The 16,814-nt window shown below is 70.9% G+C and carries 16 protein-coding genes and 1 pseudogene; 10 read left to right on the top strand and 7 right to left on the bottom strand.

The window, feature by feature from the left end; genetic code table 11:
- Positions 1 to 2 precede the first annotated feature (2 nt).
- The 3 genes from AC0666_RS02410 to AC0666_RS02400 all read left to right on the top strand — a co-directional run bounded on the left by AC0666_RS02410 (position 3) and on the right by AC0666_RS02400 (position 3,167).
- Positions 3 to 1,592, top strand: a complete 1,590-nt coding sequence (locus AC0666_RS02410) for an MDR family MFS transporter (RefSeq protein ID WP_468582338.1) — start codon at positions 3 to 5, stop codon at positions 1,590 to 1,592.
- 297 nt (positions 1,593 to 1,889) lie between these two features.
- Complete coding sequence (locus AC0666_RS02405; RefSeq protein ID WP_478706934.1) at positions 1,890 to 2,717, top strand: polysaccharide deacetylase family protein; 828 nt, start codon at positions 1,890 to 1,892, stop codon at positions 2,715 to 2,717.
- A 126-nt stretch (positions 2,718 to 2,843) separates the two neighbouring features.
- Positions 2,844 to 3,167 (top strand): nuclear transport factor 2 family protein, encoded by a 324-nt coding sequence (locus tag AC0666_RS02400; RefSeq protein WP_468963102.1) that lies wholly within the window; start codon positions 2,844 to 2,846, stop codon positions 3,165 to 3,167.
- Here the strand turns inward: AC0666_RS02400 and AC0666_RS02395 are convergent.
- Positions 3,158 to 4,330: a serine hydrolase domain-containing protein gene (locus tag AC0666_RS02395; RefSeq protein WP_468963104.1), complete on the bottom strand. Its 1,173-nt coding sequence runs from the start codon at positions 4,328 to 4,330 to the stop codon at positions 3,158 to 3,160. The two genes, AC0666_RS02400 and AC0666_RS02395, sit on opposite strands and share 10 nt — an antisense overlap.
- 140 nt (positions 4,331 to 4,470) lie before the next feature.
- On the opposite strand from AC0666_RS02395, the gene AC0666_RS02390 reads away from it, so the two are divergent.
- Entirely contained in the window at positions 4,471 to 5,094 is a 624-nt protein-coding gene (locus AC0666_RS02390; RefSeq protein ID WP_468963106.1) for a hypothetical protein, read from the top strand.
- Between the two features lie 219 nt (positions 5,095 to 5,313).
- On the opposite strand, the gene AC0666_RS02385 is transcribed toward AC0666_RS02390, so the two are convergent.
- From AC0666_RS02385 to AC0666_RS02375, 3 genes are all read right to left on the bottom strand, one after another.
- The gene (locus AC0666_RS02385) at positions 5,314 to 6,597 is read right to left on the bottom strand and encodes an extracellular solute-binding protein (protein WP_468963108.1); all 1,284 of its coding nucleotides are present in this window, start codon (positions 6,595 to 6,597) and stop codon (positions 5,314 to 5,316) included.
- A 293-nt stretch (positions 6,598 to 6,890) separates the two neighbouring features.
- On the bottom strand, positions 6,891 to 7,508 hold the full coding sequence (locus AC0666_RS02380; RefSeq protein ID WP_468963110.1) for an SMI1/KNR4 family protein: 618 nt from the start codon (positions 7,506 to 7,508) through the stop codon (positions 6,891 to 6,893).
- Positions 7,509 to 7,567: 59 nt separating this feature from the next.
- The gene (locus tag AC0666_RS02375; RefSeq protein ID WP_478706933.1) at positions 7,568 to 7,954 is read right to left on the bottom strand and encodes a DUF192 domain-containing protein; all 387 of its coding nucleotides are present in this window, start codon (positions 7,952 to 7,954) and stop codon (positions 7,568 to 7,570) included.
- Positions 7,955 to 8,023: 69 nt separating this feature from the next.
- On the opposite strand from AC0666_RS02375, the gene AC0666_RS02370 reads away from it, so the two are divergent.
- A complete protein-coding gene (locus AC0666_RS02370; RefSeq protein WP_468963113.1) occupies positions 8,024 to 8,758 on the top strand; it encodes a prepilin peptidase in 735 nt (244 codons plus the stop codon).
- A gap of 141 nt (positions 8,759 to 8,899) precedes the next feature.
- Here the strand turns inward: AC0666_RS02370 and mgrA are convergent, their stop codons facing one another.
- A complete protein-coding gene (mgrA, locus tag AC0666_RS02365; protein WP_478706932.1) occupies positions 8,900 to 9,937 on the bottom strand; it encodes an L-glyceraldehyde 3-phosphate reductase in 1,038 nt (345 codons plus the stop codon).
- 130 nt (positions 9,938 to 10,067) lie between these two features.
- Here mgrA and AC0666_RS02360 point away from each other — a divergent pair, with 130 nt between their 5' ends.
- The 5 genes from AC0666_RS02360 to AC0666_RS02340 all read left to right on the top strand — a co-directional run bounded on the left by AC0666_RS02360 (position 10,068) and on the right by AC0666_RS02340 (position 15,786).
- Positions 10,068 to 10,829, top strand: coding sequence for an isoprenyl transferase (locus tag AC0666_RS02360; RefSeq protein ID WP_361712060.1), 762 nt, complete (start codon positions 10,068 to 10,070; stop codon positions 10,827 to 10,829).
- Positions 10,830 to 11,179: 350 nt separating this feature from the next.
- Positions 11,180 to 12,496, top strand: coding sequence for a PhoH family protein (locus AC0666_RS02355; RefSeq protein WP_478706931.1), 1,317 nt, complete (start codon positions 11,180 to 11,182; stop codon positions 12,494 to 12,496).
- Positions 12,497 to 12,951: 455 nt separating this feature from the next.
- Positions 12,952 to 13,650 (top strand): aggregation-promoting factor C-terminal-like domain-containing protein, encoded by a 699-nt coding sequence (locus AC0666_RS02350; protein ID WP_468582323.1) that lies wholly within the window; start codon positions 12,952 to 12,954, stop codon positions 13,648 to 13,650.
- A gap of 107 nt (positions 13,651 to 13,757) precedes the next feature.
- On the top strand, positions 13,758 to 15,119 hold the full coding sequence (locus AC0666_RS02345; RefSeq protein ID WP_468963118.1) for an AI-2E family transporter: 1,362 nt from the start codon (positions 13,758 to 13,760) through the stop codon (positions 15,117 to 15,119).
- The gene (locus tag AC0666_RS02340; RefSeq protein WP_478706930.1) at positions 15,109 to 15,786 is read left to right on the top strand and encodes a hypothetical protein; all 678 of its coding nucleotides are present in this window, start codon (positions 15,109 to 15,111) and stop codon (positions 15,784 to 15,786) included. The genes AC0666_RS02345 and AC0666_RS02340 overlap by 11 nt, the downstream gene beginning before the upstream one ends.
- Before the next feature lie 20 nt (positions 15,787 to 15,806).
- Here the strand turns inward: AC0666_RS02340 and AC0666_RS02335 are convergent.
- Both AC0666_RS02335 and AC0666_RS02330 read right to left on the bottom strand, forming a co-directional pair.
- Positions 15,807 to 16,202 (bottom strand): annotated as a pseudogene (locus tag AC0666_RS02335) (Uma2 family endonuclease); the annotation flags it as partial.
- Positions 16,203 to 16,272: 70 nt separating this feature from the next.
- On the bottom strand, positions 16,273 to 16,812 hold the full coding sequence (locus AC0666_RS02330; protein WP_361719575.1) for an alkyl hydroperoxide reductase: 540 nt from the start codon (positions 16,810 to 16,812) through the stop codon (positions 16,273 to 16,275).
- Between the last annotated feature and the right edge of the window lie 2 nt (positions 16,813 to 16,814).

Here is a 16,814-nt window from a genome sequence, read left to right as displayed (position 1 = left end):
ACATGGTCGATATCACCAAGGCGGCGCAGACCTCGGAGGAGGTGAAGCCGCGCAGCGTCCGTGTGGTCCTCATGGCGCTCATGATCGCCATGCTGCTGGCCATGCTGGACAACATGATCATCGGTACGGCGATGCCCACCATCGTCGGCGAGCTCGGCGGGCTTGAGCACCTCTCCTGGGTGGTCACGGCGTACACGCTGGCGACCGCGGCCTCCACCCCCATCTGGGGCAAGATCGGCGACATGTACGGGAGGAAGGGCTCCTTCCTCACCTCCATCGTGATCTTCCTCATCGGCTCCGCCCTCAGCGGCATGGCCCAGGACATGGGCCAGCTGATCGGCTTCCGCGCCATCCAGGGCCTCGGTGCCGGCGGCCTGATGGTCGGCGTCATGGCGATCATCGGCGACCTGATCCCGCCCCGCGAACGCGGCAAGTACCAGGGCATGATGGCCGGCGTGATGGCCCTCGCCATGATCGGCGGCCCGCTGGTCGGCGGCACCATCACCGACCACATGGGCTGGCGCTGGTCCTTCTACATCAACCTGCCCTTGGGCGCCGTCGCCCTCGCGATGGTCACCGCCGTCCTCCACCTGCCGAAGAAGACGGGACAGGGGGAAGGACGGAAGATCGACTACCTGGGTGCGGCCCTGCTGACCGTCGCCATCACCTCGACCGTGCTCGTCACCACCTGGGGCGGCACCGAGTACGCCTGGGGCTCCGGCGAGATCGTCGGCCTGATCATCCTCGGCCTGCTGTCGATCGCCGCGTTCCTCTTCGCCGAGACCAAGGCCGCCGAGCCGGTCATCCCGCTGCACATCTTCCGCAGCCGCAACTTCACGCTCATGTCGGTGATCGGCTTCCTCGTCGGCTTCGCGATGTTCGGCGGCGTGCTCTACCTGCCGCTGTTCCAGCAGGCGGTCCAGGGCGCCTCCGCCACCAACTCCGGCCTCCTGCTCCTGCCGATGCTGCTCTCGATGATGGTCGTCTCGCTGATCGCGGGCCGCGTCACCACCAGCAGCGGCAAGTACAAGATGTTCCCGATCATCGGCGGCGCGCTCATGGTCGTCGGCCTCTTCCTGCTCGCCCAGATGGACACCGGTACCAGCCGCCTGGTCTCGGGCGTCTACATGGCCGTCCTCGGCGCCGGGCTCGGCTTCCTGATGCAGATCACCATGCTCGTCGCGCAGAACAGCGTCGACATGAAGGACATGGGCGTCGCGTCCTCCTCGGCCACCCTCTTCCGTACGCTCGGCGGCTCCTTCGGCGTGGCCCTGATGGGTTCGCTGTTCACCAGCCGGGTCACGGAGACCATGGGTGAGCGCCTCGGCCCGGAAGCGGCCGGCGCCGCGGGCTCCGCCCAGCTCGACGCGGCCAGCCTGGCGAAGCTGCCGGAAGCGGTCCGCGACGCCTACCAGCACGCGGTCGCCGCCGGTACGCACTCCGCGTTCCTGCTCGGCGCGTTCATCGCCGTACTGGGCTTCGCGGCGGCCTGGTTCGTCAAGGAGGTCCCGCTCCGGGGCGCGGGTCCGCAGGCCGGCGGCGCGGGCGCGGACAAGGCGGCCCAGGCTGCACAGGAGTCCGTCTCGCACTGAGCGGGCGCGACCGGCCGGCGCGAGCGGCCAACAGAACGACCGGCCAACAGAACGACCGGCCAACAAAACCAGCGGCCCCGGCGGACGGCAATCGTCCGCCGGGGCCGCGGCACGTCCCGGAGTCGACGGTCGCTCAGGGTCCTCGGGCGAATTCGGGACCAAATCGGTGCGATCAAGGACCAAGGTCCTATTGCCTGAAATCCGGCCGAAATCGGTGGGAACCCTTCCGCCTCGCCACACGTCCTGAACGGGAGAGTGATCGCGAAGGCGGAGGGAAGTGGACCGTCCATGGGCTTCATGGCGCGCACCGACCGGCAGGGCCTGCGGGCCAGGATGGCCGTCGCGGCCTCGGCCGCCGCCGTGGCGGCGACGATGGGAGGAGTCACCACCCTGGTGGCCTCGGACGGTCCCGCCCCGGGCGGCGCCGCGAGCGGCAGGCAGGTGTCACCGCCTCGGGGCGACCCGGCGCCGCAGGATCCCGCACACGGCGGCGCCCCGCCGCAGGCACGCATACCCGACGGCATAGCCCACGCCTCGGAGAGCGGCGGCAGCGCCGTCAACATCACCATCGACGACGGCCCCGACCCCGCCTGGACCCCCCGGATACTCGACGTGCTGGGGAAGCACGACGTCAAGGCGACCTTCTGCATGGTCGGACCGCGGGCCGCGGCCCACCCCGACCTGGTCAAGCAGGTCGTGGCGGGCGGCCACCGGCTCTGCGACCACACCGTGGACCACGACACCGCCATGGCCAAGAAGCCGGCCGCCTACCAGGAGAAGCAGATCCTCGACGCGAAGAAGATGATCGAGGAAGCGGCGGGCGGCGCGGCCGAGGTGGAGTACTACCGGGCCCCCGGCGGCGCGTTCACGCCCGACAGCCGCCGCACGGCCGCCGCGCACGGCATGCGCCCGCTCGGCTGGAACGTCGACACCAAGGACTTCCACAAGCCCGGTGTCGCCGCCATCGTCAACACCGTCAAGAAGGAGCTGGGCAACGGCCCGACGGTCCTCTTCCACGACGGCGGCGGCAACCGCGGGCAGACCGTCGAAGCCCTCGACCAGGTCCTGTCCTGGCTGCGGGAGCAGGACCGGCCCACCGGATTCCCCGTCCGGACCACCCCGTAGGCCCCCACACGTCGGTCGTCTGACACGCCGTCCGGCGGCGAACGGGTGAGGATCGGCGCCCCGGCGCCGCCCGCGGTGTTCCCTGGTCGCACCCGCACCACCCGTACGACCGGCCAGGAGGCCTCCGTGATCGCGCCGAGCAAGCTGTCCGACCCCGCCGTCAGGGCTTTCGTCACCGCCGTCAACGCGCACGACCAGGCGGCCTTCACGCAGGTGCTGACAGCCGACGCGAGCATGTCCGACGACGGCTCCGACCGCGACCTCGCCGAGTGGACCGACAAGGAGATCTGGTCCTCCAACGGCCACATGGACGTCGTCTCCGAGTCCGACGGCGGCCACCGCCTCATCGTCGACTACCGCAACGACACCTGGGGCGAGATGCGCACCGCATGGCGGTTCACGGTCACCGGCGACGGGCGCATCAGCCGGTTCGAGACCGGTCAGGCCTGAGCCGCCTCCCCGGCCGCCGCCCCCGCGGCCGGACCGCGCGCGATCCGCAGCACCGCCGCCGTCAGGGGCACGTTCTCCGGGGCCGCCCCGCCCGGGAAGCCGAAGCGGCGGCGCGTGTATCCGTAGGCGAGGCCGGTCGCCGGATCCGCCCAGCCCAGCCCGCCGGCCGCGCCGCTGTGCCCGAACGCCCGCGGCCCCACCGCGGGCTGCTGCTCGAAGCCCAGCCCGAAGTGGTCCGGCTCCGCGGTGACCCGGTCCTCGCCCGGGGTGTGCAGCCTCGCGAACTCGGCCGCCGTCTCCGGCTCCAGCAGCGGAGCCCGGCCGTCCACCTCGCCGATCGCCGCCGCGTACAGCCGGGCCACCCCGCGCGCCGTGCCGATGCCGCCGGCCGAGGCCGGGCCCAGCGCCTTCACCTTCGGGTGGTTGGCGTACACCACCAGGTCCATCGGCCGCTTCCCGTGTGCGTTGAAGGCCACCGGCAGCAGCTCCGGGACCTGCGCCCCGCCCGCCTGCGCGGCCGCCAGCTGCTCGGGCGTCGGGAGCATGTCCAGCACCGGCTTCCACCGCCCCTCCAGCGCGCTGGGCAGCCCCATGTAGAGGTCCAGGCCGTACGGCGCCCGGATCCGCTCCTCGTACACCTGGGGCAGGGACCGGCCGGTCGCCCGTCGCACCAGCTCGCCGGTCAGCGCGCCGATCACGAAGGCGTGGTACCCGTACGCCGTCCCGGGCTCCCAGTACGGCTTCTGCCCGGCCAGCCGCGCCGCGATCAGCGCGTCGTCCGCGATCTCCTCGTAGTCGAAGCCCTCGGGGGTGCTGAGCAGGCCGGCCTGGTGGGACACCAGCTGGCGTACGGTCAGCCGCTCCTTGCCGCCGCCGGTGAACTCCGGCCAGTACGCCGACACCGGCCGCTCCAGGTCGAGTACGCCGTCCTGCACGAGCAGCGCCACCACCAGGTAGGCGGCGCCCTTGGTGATCGAGTAGACGCCGGTCAGCGTGTCGGCTCCGGTGTCCTCGCCCGCCCACAGGTCGACCACCCGACGGCCGCCGTGGTGCACCGCCAGCTGCGCCTCGGGGGAGTGCGCCTCGGCCGCGACGAAGGCCTCGAACTCCTCCCGTACGGACTCCCAGCCCGCTGCCACCGTGCCGTTCACCTTCGCGCCCATGGGGCCCCCTGTCGCCGTACTCCGTCGGTTCGGCACGCACAACGGGAGATGATCATGGGATATTCCGGGGCCGGCTCCCGTACGGGTGAAAGCCCGCCCGGTGTCGTTCCAGCCCGCCGGGGCCTCCCGTTGGACCGGACATGAAGCGCACCCGCATTGCCGCTCTCGCCCTCGCCGCGTCCGCGGCGGCCCTCGCACCCGCCTTCGGCCAGGGCGCCGCCACCGCCGCCGAGGGGACCTACCTCCAGGACCCGGCCGGCGGCGAGAAGACGATGAAGTCGCTGTGGACCAAGGACGAGATGCACAGGGTGGAGGGACAGCTGCGCTTCTACCCCGGCATCCAGTACAAGACGGTCACCCGCCGCGGCCCCGCGGCCGCACCGGACTTCCCGCACCAGGCCCCCGACCCGAAGTCACTCGCCTGGTTGCCCTCGTTCGATTTCGGGTGGGCGGTGTCGGACTCGACCGTGGTGAAGAAGGCGGTGACCACCAAGGAGGGCACCCACCCGATCGTCGTGCACGCCGTCCTGCTTTCGGCGGACCAGGCCGAGGTGGTCGAGGTGCGCCAGGAGCTGCAGGACCAGTCCGCGACCGGACGCGCCAAGGTGCCGGGCGGCAAGCGGGTCGCCTGCGACACGGGTGAGTACACGGTGGAATGGTCGGTCACGCGCTCGGGCTACGGGACGCTGACGGGCTCGCTGCACTGGGACTCCAGCTGCGAGCAGCACCGGACGGCCTTCGCGGCGGAGCACGGTCCGCAGTAGGCCCGCGGGCCGGCGAAGAGAAAGCCGGCGGGAGAGAGGCCCCGTGGGAGAGGGGCCGGCCGCCCCTGCGCCTTGTGGGCACTCGGCGGGGCGACTGGACCGCGGCCTTGGATCAAGAGCCGTGGACCATCATGCCGCATGGGGTGGGATGCGACGGGGGCCGGAAGTCCCGTGTTCGATGGGATGTTCGGCGGAGCGGGCGGTGTTCCGCGCGCCCGCTCAGTGCTTGCGCCCGGCCTCGTTCGCCTTCGAGGCGATGTCCTCCAGGACGCTCTTCGCGTCACCGTTCGGTTCCACCGCGCGGCCGATGTTGCGCTTGATGGTGTCGCTGACCGTCACCCACGAGGGGTCGTTCACCGGGTAGAGCTGCGCACCGCGCAGGGCGGTCAGGAACTGCGTGTCGGTGCTGTCGATGCCGCCGTCCAGGGTTCGGGAGGCGGAGACGGTGGAGGGCAGCAGGTGGTAGCGGCCCGCGAAGTCCGACATGTTCTTGTCCTGGTAGACGAAGTCCAGGAACTTGCCGATCTCCTTGCCCTTGTCGTTCTGCTTGAACGCCATCATCCAGTCGGCCACGCCCACGGTCGGCGGGATCTCCCCGGAGCCGAGCGAGTCCGCCACCGGCATGGACACCGTGCCCACGGTGATGCCCTTCGCACGCGCCTCGTGAACGAGCGAGGGGTAGCCGTTGACCATGCCGACCTCGCCGCGTACGAACGCGGCGAACGCGTCGGCCCGGTTGAGCTGGGACGGCGCGACCGGCCCCGTCAGGCCGGGGGTCACCAGGTTGTCCTTGACCCAGCGGAAGGTCTGGATGTTCTGGTCGGAGGCCAGGCTGTAGTTGCCGCTGCTGTCGGCGTAGCCGCCGCCGTTGCTCAGCTCCCAGATCAGCGCCTCGGCGTGCGCCTCCTCCGGCCCCAGCGGGAGGGCGTACGGGAACTTCACGCCCTTGTCCTTGAGGGCCTTGGCGGCGGACTTCAGCTCGGACCAGGTCTTGGGCGGGTTGCTGATGCCCGCCTTCGTGAACAGGCTCTCGTTGTAGAAGAGGAGGCGGCTGCTCGCCACCCAGGGCAGCCCGTAGAGGGTGTTGCCGATGGAGCCGGCCTCGGCGAGCGGCTGGAGGAAGTTCGCCTCGGCGGTGATGGAGAGGAGTTCCTCCGCGGAATACAGCTTTCCCTGCGCCGCGAAGTCGGAGTAGGAGCCCATGAGGGCCATGTCCGGCGCGTTTCCGGCCTTGACCATACGGGTGACCTCGCGGTCGATGTCGGCCCAGGGCAGGAGCTGCACCTCGACTTTGATGCCGGGATTGGCCTTGGTGAAATCAGCCGTCACCTTGTCCCAATAGGCCTTGGAGCTGGTGGCCTGGCTGTCGCCGTACTCCGCGGCCACCAGGCGCAACGTACCGCTGTCGCCTGCACCGTCGCCCGAACCGCTGCATCCGGCCAGTGGGATCAGCAGACCGAGTACGACCGCGGTCGCGGCCGTGCCGAAGATTCTTCGTCGCACGGGTGTATTCCCCTGAATTTCTTTTGAGTCCCGTTACTGCTTATGAGTTGCTCCGGGCTGGGGTGTCCCTCCGCGGCCCGTTGGCCGGAATTCTCTCCTGAAGCGGGGCGATTGATTCCATTGGGTCGGTACTTGTGGTCAATGCTCCAAGTGCGGCATTTCCGGCTGGTGTTTTCCCCTAGCTGATCCACGAATCGGACGCGCGTAGACATGCTGAAACGCCCGTTTCACGCGCATGTGCGCTCTGCAACGGGTGGGACGGTGCGAGGAGGGGGCCGGCGGGTGTGGCGGGCTCAGGGCGTGAAGTCGCCCGCGTACGGATCGGGCTCGCCGGTCTCCGGGTTGCGGCCCTCCTGCCAGCGGCGCTGGGCCTTGCGCCAGTGGACGAAGCTGAGGTGGCCCCCGTCCCAGAAGGTGATGCTGACCGGGCTCACGTCGAACTCGTCCGAGCAGAGCCGGTAGAGGAACTCGGCCATGCCGTACGGATACACGGCGAAGGAGTCGGCGGTGTGCCGGCCGACCACCAGGACGGGCCAGCGGTCCGGATCGGGGTCGTTCCTGAGCCAGCAGAGGATGTCGGCCCCGCCGGTGACGCCCCAGGCGATGATCGACTCGGGGTCCAGGTCGAAGGCGGCCCGGCCGCCCTCCGCCTCCCAGGTGAGGCGGGCGTTCTCGGTCTCCTCGGCCATCTCGGCGGGATCCCACTGGAGTCCGGGCTTGGGCAGCGGCAGCAGGATGCTGGCCTCGCCGTTGATGGAGCCCGCGCCGAAGCGGCCCATGAAGGCGACGTAGTCGGACGGGAAGCGGGTGCGCCAGGCGGCCTCGGCGGCCCGCCAGTCGATGTCCTCGTCGGCGCCGTGCGTCGCCGGCATGATCTGCTCCAGCGCCTTGACCCGCGCGTTCTCCGTCATGCCGCTCCCCTGACACCCCAGCCCAACCGCCCCAACCTACCGCCGTGTCCGCGCACCGCCTAGCCGCGGCTGAGACGCTCCGGGCGGCCCGGCCCCGCGATGTCCAGGCGGGACCCGGTCCGCAGCCCCCACGCGGCCATGGCACCCGCTTCCGCCTCCAGGACGTGCCGGGAACGCAGCCGGGGCAGCCCGAGCCGACCCGGGACCATGGTGGTCAGCGCGATCACCTCCAACCGCCGGTCCAGGTACGCCACGTCGATCGCGAACCGCATCCGGAAGGTGTGCACGCTCCCGGCGGGCGTGAGCAGCAGGGCGCCGGTGATCCCGTCGCGCCCGAGCAGCCCGCGGGTACGGGCCCGGTAGGAGGCGGCCACCTCCAGCGGGATCGCTTCCCCGGTCCCCTCGACGCGCAGCACCGCCTCGCCGTCCCTCCACCCCGTGGCCATGCGGGCAGCGTAGGGCCATTGGGTCTCCGGGCCCATGCCGCCCGCGCCGCTGCGGCCTACCGTCGGCGGATGGGCATGGTTGTGATCATCCTTGCCGCGGGCTACGGCGTGGCCGCCGGGCTGCTGCTGCCGCGCGCCGCCTACCGGCTCTCCGTGGCGCCGGGGGAGCCCTGGCGGGAGCGGTGCCCGCGGGAGCACCCCCTCGCGGGCTGGCTCGGCCCGGCGCGCTGTCGCGCGGGCGGCGCCGGGGAGCGGCATGCGTACGGGCCCGGGGCCGCGCCGGTCGCGGCGCTCAGCGGCGCGGTGTGCGGGCTGCTCGGCGCCGCCGCCGGGGGGCGGCCCGAGGCTGTGGTGTTCGCCGGGGTGGCGCCCGTACTCGTCCTGCTCGGGCTGGTCGACCTCGCCGTGCACCGGCTGCCCGACGTCCTGACCCTGCCCCTGGCGGCCGTCACGGCCGCCGGCCTCGGGGCCGCCGCCCTGCTGCCCGGCGCCGCCGGGTCCTGGCGGCACGCCCTGACCGGCGGGGCCGCGCTCGCCGCCGCGTATCTGGCGCTGTTCCTGATCAACCCCGCCGGGATGGGGTTCGGCGACGTCAAGCTGGCGCTCGCCCTCGGCGTCACTCTTGGGTGGTACGGCTGGGGGGTATGGGCCGCGGGGGCCTTCCTCGGCTTCCTCTACGGGGCCCTGTACGGTCTCGGCCTTGTGCTGAAGGGCCCCGGAGGAGCGAAAAGGGGCTTCGCGTTCGGTCCGTTCATGGCCGCCGGAGCCTTCACCGGAGTGCTGCTGGGTGGTTTCGGAGCGTAATCATCGCGCGCCGATGCACGCAGCAGGCTTTACGAAGGGTTATGGTGGAACCCCCCCCTCGGGCCGGTCCGTATCCCCCCCACGGACCGGCCCGTTTTCCGTTTCGCCCCATCCCCTCCGGCGGCCGCGCAAAAGCGCAGGTCAGCCGCGCTGGGCCCAGATGTTGGTGCCGGGGGTGGAGACGGCGAAGGAGTCGATCTCCTTCAGCTCCTCCTCCGACAGCGGCGCGCCGGCCAGGGCCGCGATGTTCTCCTCCAGCTGTGCCACGCTCGACGCGCCGATCAGCGCCGAGGTCATCCGCTCGTCGCGCAGCACCCAGCTGAGCGCCAGCTGCGCCAGCGACTGACCGCGCCGGGCCGCGATCTCGTTGAGCCCGTGCAGCCGCCGCCGCACGTCCTCCGAGAGCAGGTCCGGGTTCAGGGACTTGCCCTGGGCGGCCCGCGAGCCCTCCGGGATGCCCTGGAGGTACTTGCCGGTCAGCAGCCCCTGCGCGAGCGGGGCGAAGGAGATGCAGCCCATGCCGGCCTCCTCCAGGGTGTCCAGCAGCGCGTCCTCCTCCGTCCAGCGGTTGATCATGGAGTACGAGGGCTGGTGGATCAGCGGGCGCACCCCCGCCTCGCGCAGGATGCCCGCCGCCTCGGCCGTCTGCTCCGCGGTGTACGAGGAGATGCCGACGTAGAGCGCCTTGCCCTGCTGGACCGCGGACACGAGGGCGCCCATGGTCTCCTCCAGCGGGGTCTCCGGGTCGAAGCGGTGCGAGTAGAAGATGTCGACGTAGTCCACGCCCATCCGCTTCAGCGAGGCGTCGAGCGAGCTCATCAGGTACTTGCGGCTGCCCCACTCGCCGTACGGGCCCTCGTGCATGAGGTAGCCGGCCTTGGTGGAGATGATCAGCTGGTCCCGGTAGGACGCGAAGTCCTGCGCGAAGATCTTGCCGAAGTTGAGCTCGGCCGAGCCGGGCGGCGGGCCGTAGTTGTTCGCCAGGTCGAAGTGGGTCACGCCCAGGTCGAAGGCCCGGCGCAGAATGGCGCGCTGGGTCTCCAGGGACCTGTCGTCGCCGAAGTTGTGCCAGAGGCCGAAGGAGATGGCGGGGAGCCTCAGGCCGCTGCGGCCGGTGCGCCGGTACTCCATGGAGTCGTACCGTGAGGGCTCTGCCCGATAGGGATTGTTATCAGTCACGTTGTCCTCCCTATCACGGACTTGTGACGCACCGGGTTGGGTACCCGATCCCGCCGCGCAGTAATGTGGCGGCCTCGGGGGTAGGGACCGCATTTCGCACGGGGGCATTGCACGGAGGGGCTGGAAGATCGTGAAGCTGCGCGACCTGGTGTACAGGCTCTACGCACGCCGGGTGGAAGGCCGCCTCGACCATGACGCGTCGCCCAAGCACATCGGCGTGATCCTGGACGGGAACCGGCGCTGGGCGAAGGCGTCCGGAGGTACGACGGAGCAGGGCCACCAGGCGGGGGCCGACAAGATCTCCGAGATGCTGGGCTGGTGCACCGAGACCGACGTCGAGGTGGTCACCCTGTGGATGCTGTCCACCGACAACCTGGACCGGCCGGAGGTCGAGCTCCGCCCGCTGCTCAACATCATCGAGAACACGGTCCGGGGCCTGGCCGCGGACGGCCGCTGGCGCGTCCACCACGTCGGCAACCTCGACATCCTCCCCGACCGGACGCAGTCCGTGCTCAAGGAGGCCGAGCAGGCCACGCACGACGTCGACGGCATACTGGTCAACGTCGCCGTCGGCTACGGAGGCCGCCAGGAGATCGCCGACGCCGTCCGCTCGCTGCTGCTGGAGCACGCGGAGAAGGGCACCTCCTTCGAGGAGCTCGCCAACATCCTGGACATCGACCACATCGCCGAGCACCTCTACACCCGCGGCCAGCCCGACCCGGACCTGGTGATCCGCACGAGCGGCGAACAGCGGCTGTCCGGATTCATGCTGTGGCAGAGCGCCCATTCCGAGTACTACTTCTGCGAGGTCTTCTGGCCGGCCTTCCGCAAGGTCGACTTCCTGCGGGCCCTGCGCGACTACGCCGCCCGCCACCGGCGCTACGGCACCTGAGGCCTGACGCCCCCTCGGCACCCCCGGCCCGTACACGGCGCGCCCCGGACCTCCGTCCGGGGCGCGCCGTCTCCGTACAGGGCCTTCACCTGGGATTCACCGAGCGTCCGTCATATGCCATGGCATGGCTGGGCCTGATCTGGGAATACCCCTTTCAGGTCGATGCCCGATCCACGGGTGTCGAGTCTCAGCGGACGGCATGGGGCCGTCCGCCCGGGAGGCCCTTTGCACCAGGACGCACGTGCGGTTCGCACGGACGGAGTGGGAGGGCCGGAAATCGGCCCTGGCAGGGTGCCGATGACCGGTCCGGTCTTCATGGCCCGACCTCTTCCGAGGGGGTACGTCCTTCCGTGGTGACCAGCACAAAGCGCCGCCTGCCCGACAGGCGGACCTACGTCCTCGACACCAGCGTCCTGCTGGCAGACCCCAACGCGATCCGCCGCTTCGACGAGCACGAGGTGGTGCTCCCGATCGTGGTGATCACCGAGCTGGAGGCGAAGAGGCACCATCCCGAACTCGGCTACTTCGCCCGACAGGCCCTGCGCCTGCTCGACGACATCCGGGTTCGCTACGGTCGCCTCGACGCCCCCATCCCGCTGGGGGATCTGGGCGGCACCCTCCGTGTCGAGCTCAACCACTCCGACCCGGGCGTCCTGCCCGCCGGCTTCCGGCTGGGGGACAACGACTCGCGCATCCTCGCGGTCGCCCGCAACCTCCAGGCCGAGGGCTACGACGTCACGGTCGTGTCGAAGGATCTCCCGCTGCGCATCAAGGCCTCCTCGGTGGGGCTGCTGGCAGAGGAGTACCGCGCGGAGCTCGCGATCACCGACGCCGGCTGGACCGGCATGAGCGAGCTCTCCCTCTCCGGGGAACAGGTGGACCTCCTCTACTCCGAGGAGCGCCTCCACGTACCGGAGGCCGCCGAACTGCCCGTGCACACGGGTCTGGTCCTGCAGTCCGAGCGCGGCAAGGCCCTGGGCCGGGTCACCGCGGACGGCAACGTGCGGCTCGTCCGCGGCGACCGCGAGGCCTTCGGGCTGCACGGGCGCAGCGCCGAGCAGCGCATCGCCCTCGACCTGCTGCTGGACCCGGAGATCGGCATCCTCTCCATGGGCGGCCGGGCCGGCACCGGAAAGTCGGCGCTGGCGCTGTGCGCGGGCTTGGAGGCGGTCCTGGAGCGCAGGCAGCACCAGAAGGTGATGGTCTTCCGGCCGCTGTACGCGGTGGGCGGCCAGGAGCTCGGCTACCTGCCCGGGGACCAGTCCGAGAAGATGAGCCCCTGGGCGCAGGCGGTCTTCGACACCCTCTCGTCGGTGGCGGGGCGCGAGGTCATCGAGGAGGTGCTGAACCGGGGGATGCTGGAGGTCCTGCCGCTCACGCACATCCGGGGGCGCTCCCTCCACGACGCCTTCGTCATCGTCGACGAGGCGCAGTCGCTGGAGCGCAATGTCCTGCTGACCGTTCTGTCCCGGATCGGCGCCAATTCGCGGGTGGTTCTGACGCACGACGTCGCCCAACGGGACAACCTGCGGGTCGGCCGGTACGACGGAGTGGTCGCCGTCATCGAGAAGTTGAAGGGGCACCCGCTCTTCGCCCACGTCACGCTCGCCCGATCCGAGCGCTCCCCGATCGCCGCGCTGGTCACGGAGATGCTGGAGACGCTCTAAGGAGAGAAGGGGGTAAATCCCCCATAGCAGAAAAGAGAGTTGGCGCCGCCCGGCAAAGGTCCCAGAGCCTAGCCGGGCGGCGTCGTGCTGCACAGACCTTTGGGGAAACCAACGGCGACAAGCCAGGTGTGACCTTTCCCACGCAACGGAGAATTGCCTTGCGGTGTCGAGGTCCGGCAGAGTCTGTTTTCCGTCAGGCCCCGCATGCGGCACACTCCCCCAGACTCCGTCCGGGGGGACCCCGGTACCTCCCGTGAGGCCACTCCCGTGAGGTACGCGCAGCACCACAACTCCACAGTCGTTCGCCGCATGCCGCCCGAGCACCACGCGGCAGCACCCGCAAGGGAGTTGCCCACGGGCCCGCGTCTCCAGTGATCGCCGTAACCGGAGGCCAGTGTCGAAGGGGCACTATTGCGCCCGCCCGGTCACTGCGGACGCTGCTGGAAGGACACCGTGTGAGCCGGATCTCGGTCCGGGGATTCGCCGTGGCTTCGGCCACTGCAGTCACCACCGTCGGCGCCGTCGTGGGCGTTGCCACTGGCGACCCCGCCTCGAACAGCCTTGAGACCACCGCGTCGGGGGCGACTCTCCTCACCGACATCCCGGTCGGCGACCAGGCGCAGGTCCAGAACGCGTCCCTGACGCAGCAGGCCGACGCCATCTCCGCAGGTGCCGACGCCGACGCCAAGCGCTCGGCCGAGGAGGCCGCCCGCATCCAGGCCGCCGAGGACGCCAAGTCCAAGAAGGCGGAGGCCCAGAAGGCGGCGGACGAGAAGGCGAAGAAGGAGCGCGAGGAGAAGGAGCAGGCCGCGAGCCGCTCCGCGACGCGCAGCGCAGGCGACTTCGCGGTCCAGAGCTCCTACACGATCGCCCAGGTCAAGGCGATTGCCCAGCAGATCGTCCCTGCCGGGCAGTTCCAGTGCTTCTCCAACATCGTCAACCAGGAATCGACCTGGAACTACAAGGCCGTGAACTCGTCCTCGGGCGCGTACGGTCTGGTCCAGGCGCTTCCCGGCTCGAAGATGTCCTCGGTCGCCGACGACTGGCGCACCAACCCGGCCACGCAGATCCAGTGGGGCCTGAACTACATGAACGGCCGCTACGGCAGCCCCTGTGGCGCCTGGAGCTTCCACCAGGCCAACGGCTGGTACTAGCCGACAGCCGTCGCTCAACCTCCGGGAGCCCCGCACCGTCCTACGGTGCGGGGCTTCCCGCGTGTACGGTCATCCGAGGTGTCCACGGGCGGGGGAGAGGGAAAAAGATGGCGAAGAGGGCAGGCTGGCTCGGCCGGCTCGGGAGCAGGCTGAGCCGCATGGAGGCCCGGCTCGAACAGTGGCGTGCCGAGGTGGACGCGGAGACCCGCGACGAAGCCCCGGTCACCGCCCGCGCCGGCGTACCGGCCCACGCCGCCGCGCCCGGACACGGTTCCGGCGCCGAAGCCGGAGCCGAACACCCGGGCCACCACGCCCCGCGCGAGCGCCCCGACCCGGTGAGCGTGGTCCCCTGGGGCGTGCGCGTCGCCGCCGAGGTCAGCTGGCGGCTGCTGCTGCTCGCCGGGATGCTCTGGGTGCTGATGAAGGTGATCAGCGAAGTCCGCCTGGTCGTCCTCGCCTTCGCCGCCGCCCTGCTGGTCACCGCCCTGCTGCAGCCGTTCGTGGTCCGGCTGCGGCGCCTCGGGCTGCCCCGCGGGCTGGCCACCGCCGTCACCGCGATCCTCGGCTTCGTCGTCATCGGGCTGGTCGGCTGGTTCGTCGTGTGGCAGGTGATGGAGAACCTCGACGACCTCTCCGCACGTGTCCGCGAGGGCATCAACGAGCTCAAGGCCTGGGCGCTGGACAGTCCGTTCCACGTGACCGAGAAGCAGATCAACGACATCGCGAAGAACCTCAGCGAGACGATCGGCACCAACACCGAGCAGATCACCTCCGCGGGTCTGCAGGGCGTCACCGTCCTCGTCGAGGTGCTGACCGGGATCCTGCTCTCGATGTTCTCGACCCTCTTCCTGCTCTACGACGGCAAGCGCATCTGGACCTGGGTGCTCGGCCTGGTCCCGGGCGCGGCGCGGCCGGGTGTCGCGGGCGCGGGCCCGCGGGCCTGGCGCACCCTGACCGCGTACGTCCGCGGGACGGTCCTCGTCGCGCTCATCGACGCGGTCTTCATCGGCCTCGGCATCTACTTCCTCAAGGTGCCGATGGCGGTGCCGCTCGCCGTCTTCATCTTCCTGTTCGCCTTCATCCCGCTCGTGGGCGCGGTGGTCTCCGGAGCCCTCGCCGTCGTGGTCGCGCTGGTGACCCAGGGCCCGGTCAGCGCCCTGCTGGTGCTGGCCGTGGTCCTGGCCGTGCAGCAGATCGAGGGGCACGTGCTGCAGCCCTTCATCCTGGGCCGGGCGGTACGGGTGCACCCGCTCGCCGTGGTGCTGTCGGTGGCCGCCGGCGGGATGATCGCGGGCATCGGCGGCGCGGTCGTCGCGGTCCCGCTGGTCGCCGTCACCAACACGGTGGTGGTCTACCTGAGGGCGTACTCCCGGGAACAGTTGCGCCACGGGGCCGCGCTGGTCGGCCCCGCGCCGCACGGTTCGACGGCGCTGGACTCGGCCGCTCAGGAGACCGCCCGTGATCAGTGAGCCTGAATTAGCGGGGGAGTGGGACGAGGGGCGGCCGCCCGAGGAGGCACGGCCCGACACGGTGCGCGACCGCGTACGGGGGCCGCGGGGCGCCTGGTGGTGGGCGCTCGGCGGTGCCGTCCTGGCCTCGGCGGTCTGGGCGGGGGTCCTGGCGGCGCAGGATCGTTCCGCCGATGCGCCGCGGATCGCGTACCGGCACGGCGATGACCTGTGCAAGATGCCGCTGACCGCGCTGTCCCGCACCACGGTGCAGCTCACCGGGAGCTCTGCGCGCCAGGGCGAGCACCCCGTGCTGGACTGGTCGTACTGCGGCTACCACGCCCCGTACGTCGAGGGCGCCCTGTCCTACCAGGCCGAGGTGGCGGTCCAGCTGCACAAGAAGGCCGATCCCCGTACGGAGTTCGGCGCGAGCCCGGCCGGCGGCGCGGGCATCGAGGAGATGGCGGACTCCGGCGTCACGGCGGAGCAGGTCCCCGGGCTCGGCGAACGGGCGCTGATGAACCGGCGGACCCAGGGCCTGCGGCTCCAAGTGCTCGACGGCGGCGCTGTCTTCACGCTCGGCGTGGAGTGGTTCGGGGAGGACGCGGACAGCAGCCCGGACGTGGACGCCGTCCAGGCGGCGATGATCGAGGACATGCGCGCGCTGATGGGGGCTTTGAGGGCCTGAGACGGCGTCGGCCGAGGCCCTCAGCCGGCCGCGTCGGGCCCGGCGACCCGGCAACCGCCGGCTTCCAGCAGGGCGGCGGCGTCGAGGGTGACCTTGGCGCCGATGGAGTCGGGCAGGGTGAGCTGCCGGCCGGCGGCGTAGAGCGTGTGGTGGTCGTAGCCCTCGCCGGCGGGGTCGGTGAGAAGGTGCACGCGGACGTTCTTGCGGTCGACGAGGACGTAGACGGGGATGGCGGCCTTGGCGTAGGCCCGGACCTTGCTCTTGTGGTTGTTGCTGTGGTTGCTGCTGGTGACTTCCAGGACGAGGCGGAAGCAGGACGGCTCGTAGTAGTTGTTCTCGGTCTCGTGGTCCCTGTAATCGGCGTCGACGACCATGATCGTAGGGCGGTACAGCGCCCGGTGTCCTGCGAGCCGTTTGCCTCCCGAACGTGCGAAAGGGCCCCCGCGGCCGGAGCGGCGGCGGGGGCCCGGGGTCGTGCGCGTACGGCTACTCGGCGGCGAGGGCGGCCTCGGCGTCGAGGGTGACCGCGACGGCCTGGATCACCGAGGCGATCTTGAAGGCCTCCTGGATCGTCTCGCGGTCGACACCGGCCTTGCGCAGGACCTGCTCGTGCGAGTCCAGGCACTGGCCGCAGCCGTTGATCGCGGAGACCGCGAGCGACCAGAGCTCGAAGTCGACCTTCTCCACGCCCGGGTTGCCGATGACGTTCATCCGCAGACCGGCCCGCAGGGTCCCGTACTCCGGGTCGGAGAGCAGGTGGCGGGTGCGGTAGAAGACGTTGTTCATCGCCATGACCGCGGCGGCGGACTTGGCGGCGGTGTACGCCTCCGGCGACAGGGCCGCCTTCGCCTCCGGCTCCAGCTCACGCAGGACGCGCGGGGAGCGGGCGGCGATGGCGCAGGACAGGACCGTGCCCCACAGCTGCTGCCCGGTCAGGGTGTCCTGGTTGCCGATGACCGAACCGAGGTTCAGCTTCAGGTCCTTGGCGAAGTCCGGTATGGCGGACTTGAGGGAGTCGAGGGACATCC

Source organism: Streptomyces sp. NPDC043680 (assembly GCF_056436685.1).
Note: the sequence above shows the minus strand (reverse complement) of the source record. Positions and strands in the feature narration are given on the sequence as shown.

What these genes read in the sequence shown, in the direction of transcription:
- AC0666_RS02330 (WP_361719575.1), bottom strand. Translation starts at nt 16,812, where the DNA reads ATGTCCCTCGACTCCCTCAAGTCCGCCATACCGGACTTCGCCAAGGAC.
- AC0666_RS02410 (WP_468582338.1), top strand. Translation starts at nt 3, where the DNA reads ATGGTCGATATCACCAAGGCGGCGCAGACCTCGGAGGAGGTGAAGCCG.
- AC0666_RS02380 (WP_468963110.1), bottom strand. Translation starts at nt 7,508, where the DNA reads ATGACGGAGAACGCGCGGGTCAAGGCGCTGGAGCAGATCATGCCGGCG.
- AC0666_RS02405 (WP_478706934.1), top strand. Translation starts at nt 1,890, where the DNA reads ATGGCGCGCACCGACCGGCAGGGCCTGCGGGCCAGGATGGCCGTCGCG.
- AC0666_RS02370 (WP_468963113.1), top strand. Translation starts at nt 8,024, where the DNA reads ATGGGCATGGTTGTGATCATCCTTGCCGCGGGCTACGGCGTGGCCGCC.
- AC0666_RS02395 (WP_468963104.1), bottom strand. Translation starts at nt 4,330, where the DNA reads ATGGGCGCGAAGGTGAACGGCACGGTGGCAGCGGGCTGGGAGTCCGTA.
- AC0666_RS02345 (WP_468963118.1), top strand. Translation starts at nt 13,758, where the DNA reads ATGGCGAAGAGGGCAGGCTGGCTCGGCCGGCTCGGGAGCAGGCTGAGC.
- AC0666_RS02390 (WP_468963106.1), top strand. Translation starts at nt 4,471, where the DNA reads ATGAAGCGCACCCGCATTGCCGCTCTCGCCCTCGCCGCGTCCGCGGCG.
- AC0666_RS02375 (WP_478706933.1), bottom strand. Translation starts at nt 7,954, where the DNA reads ATGGCCACGGGGTGGAGGGACGGCGAGGCGGTGCTGCGCGTCGAGGGG.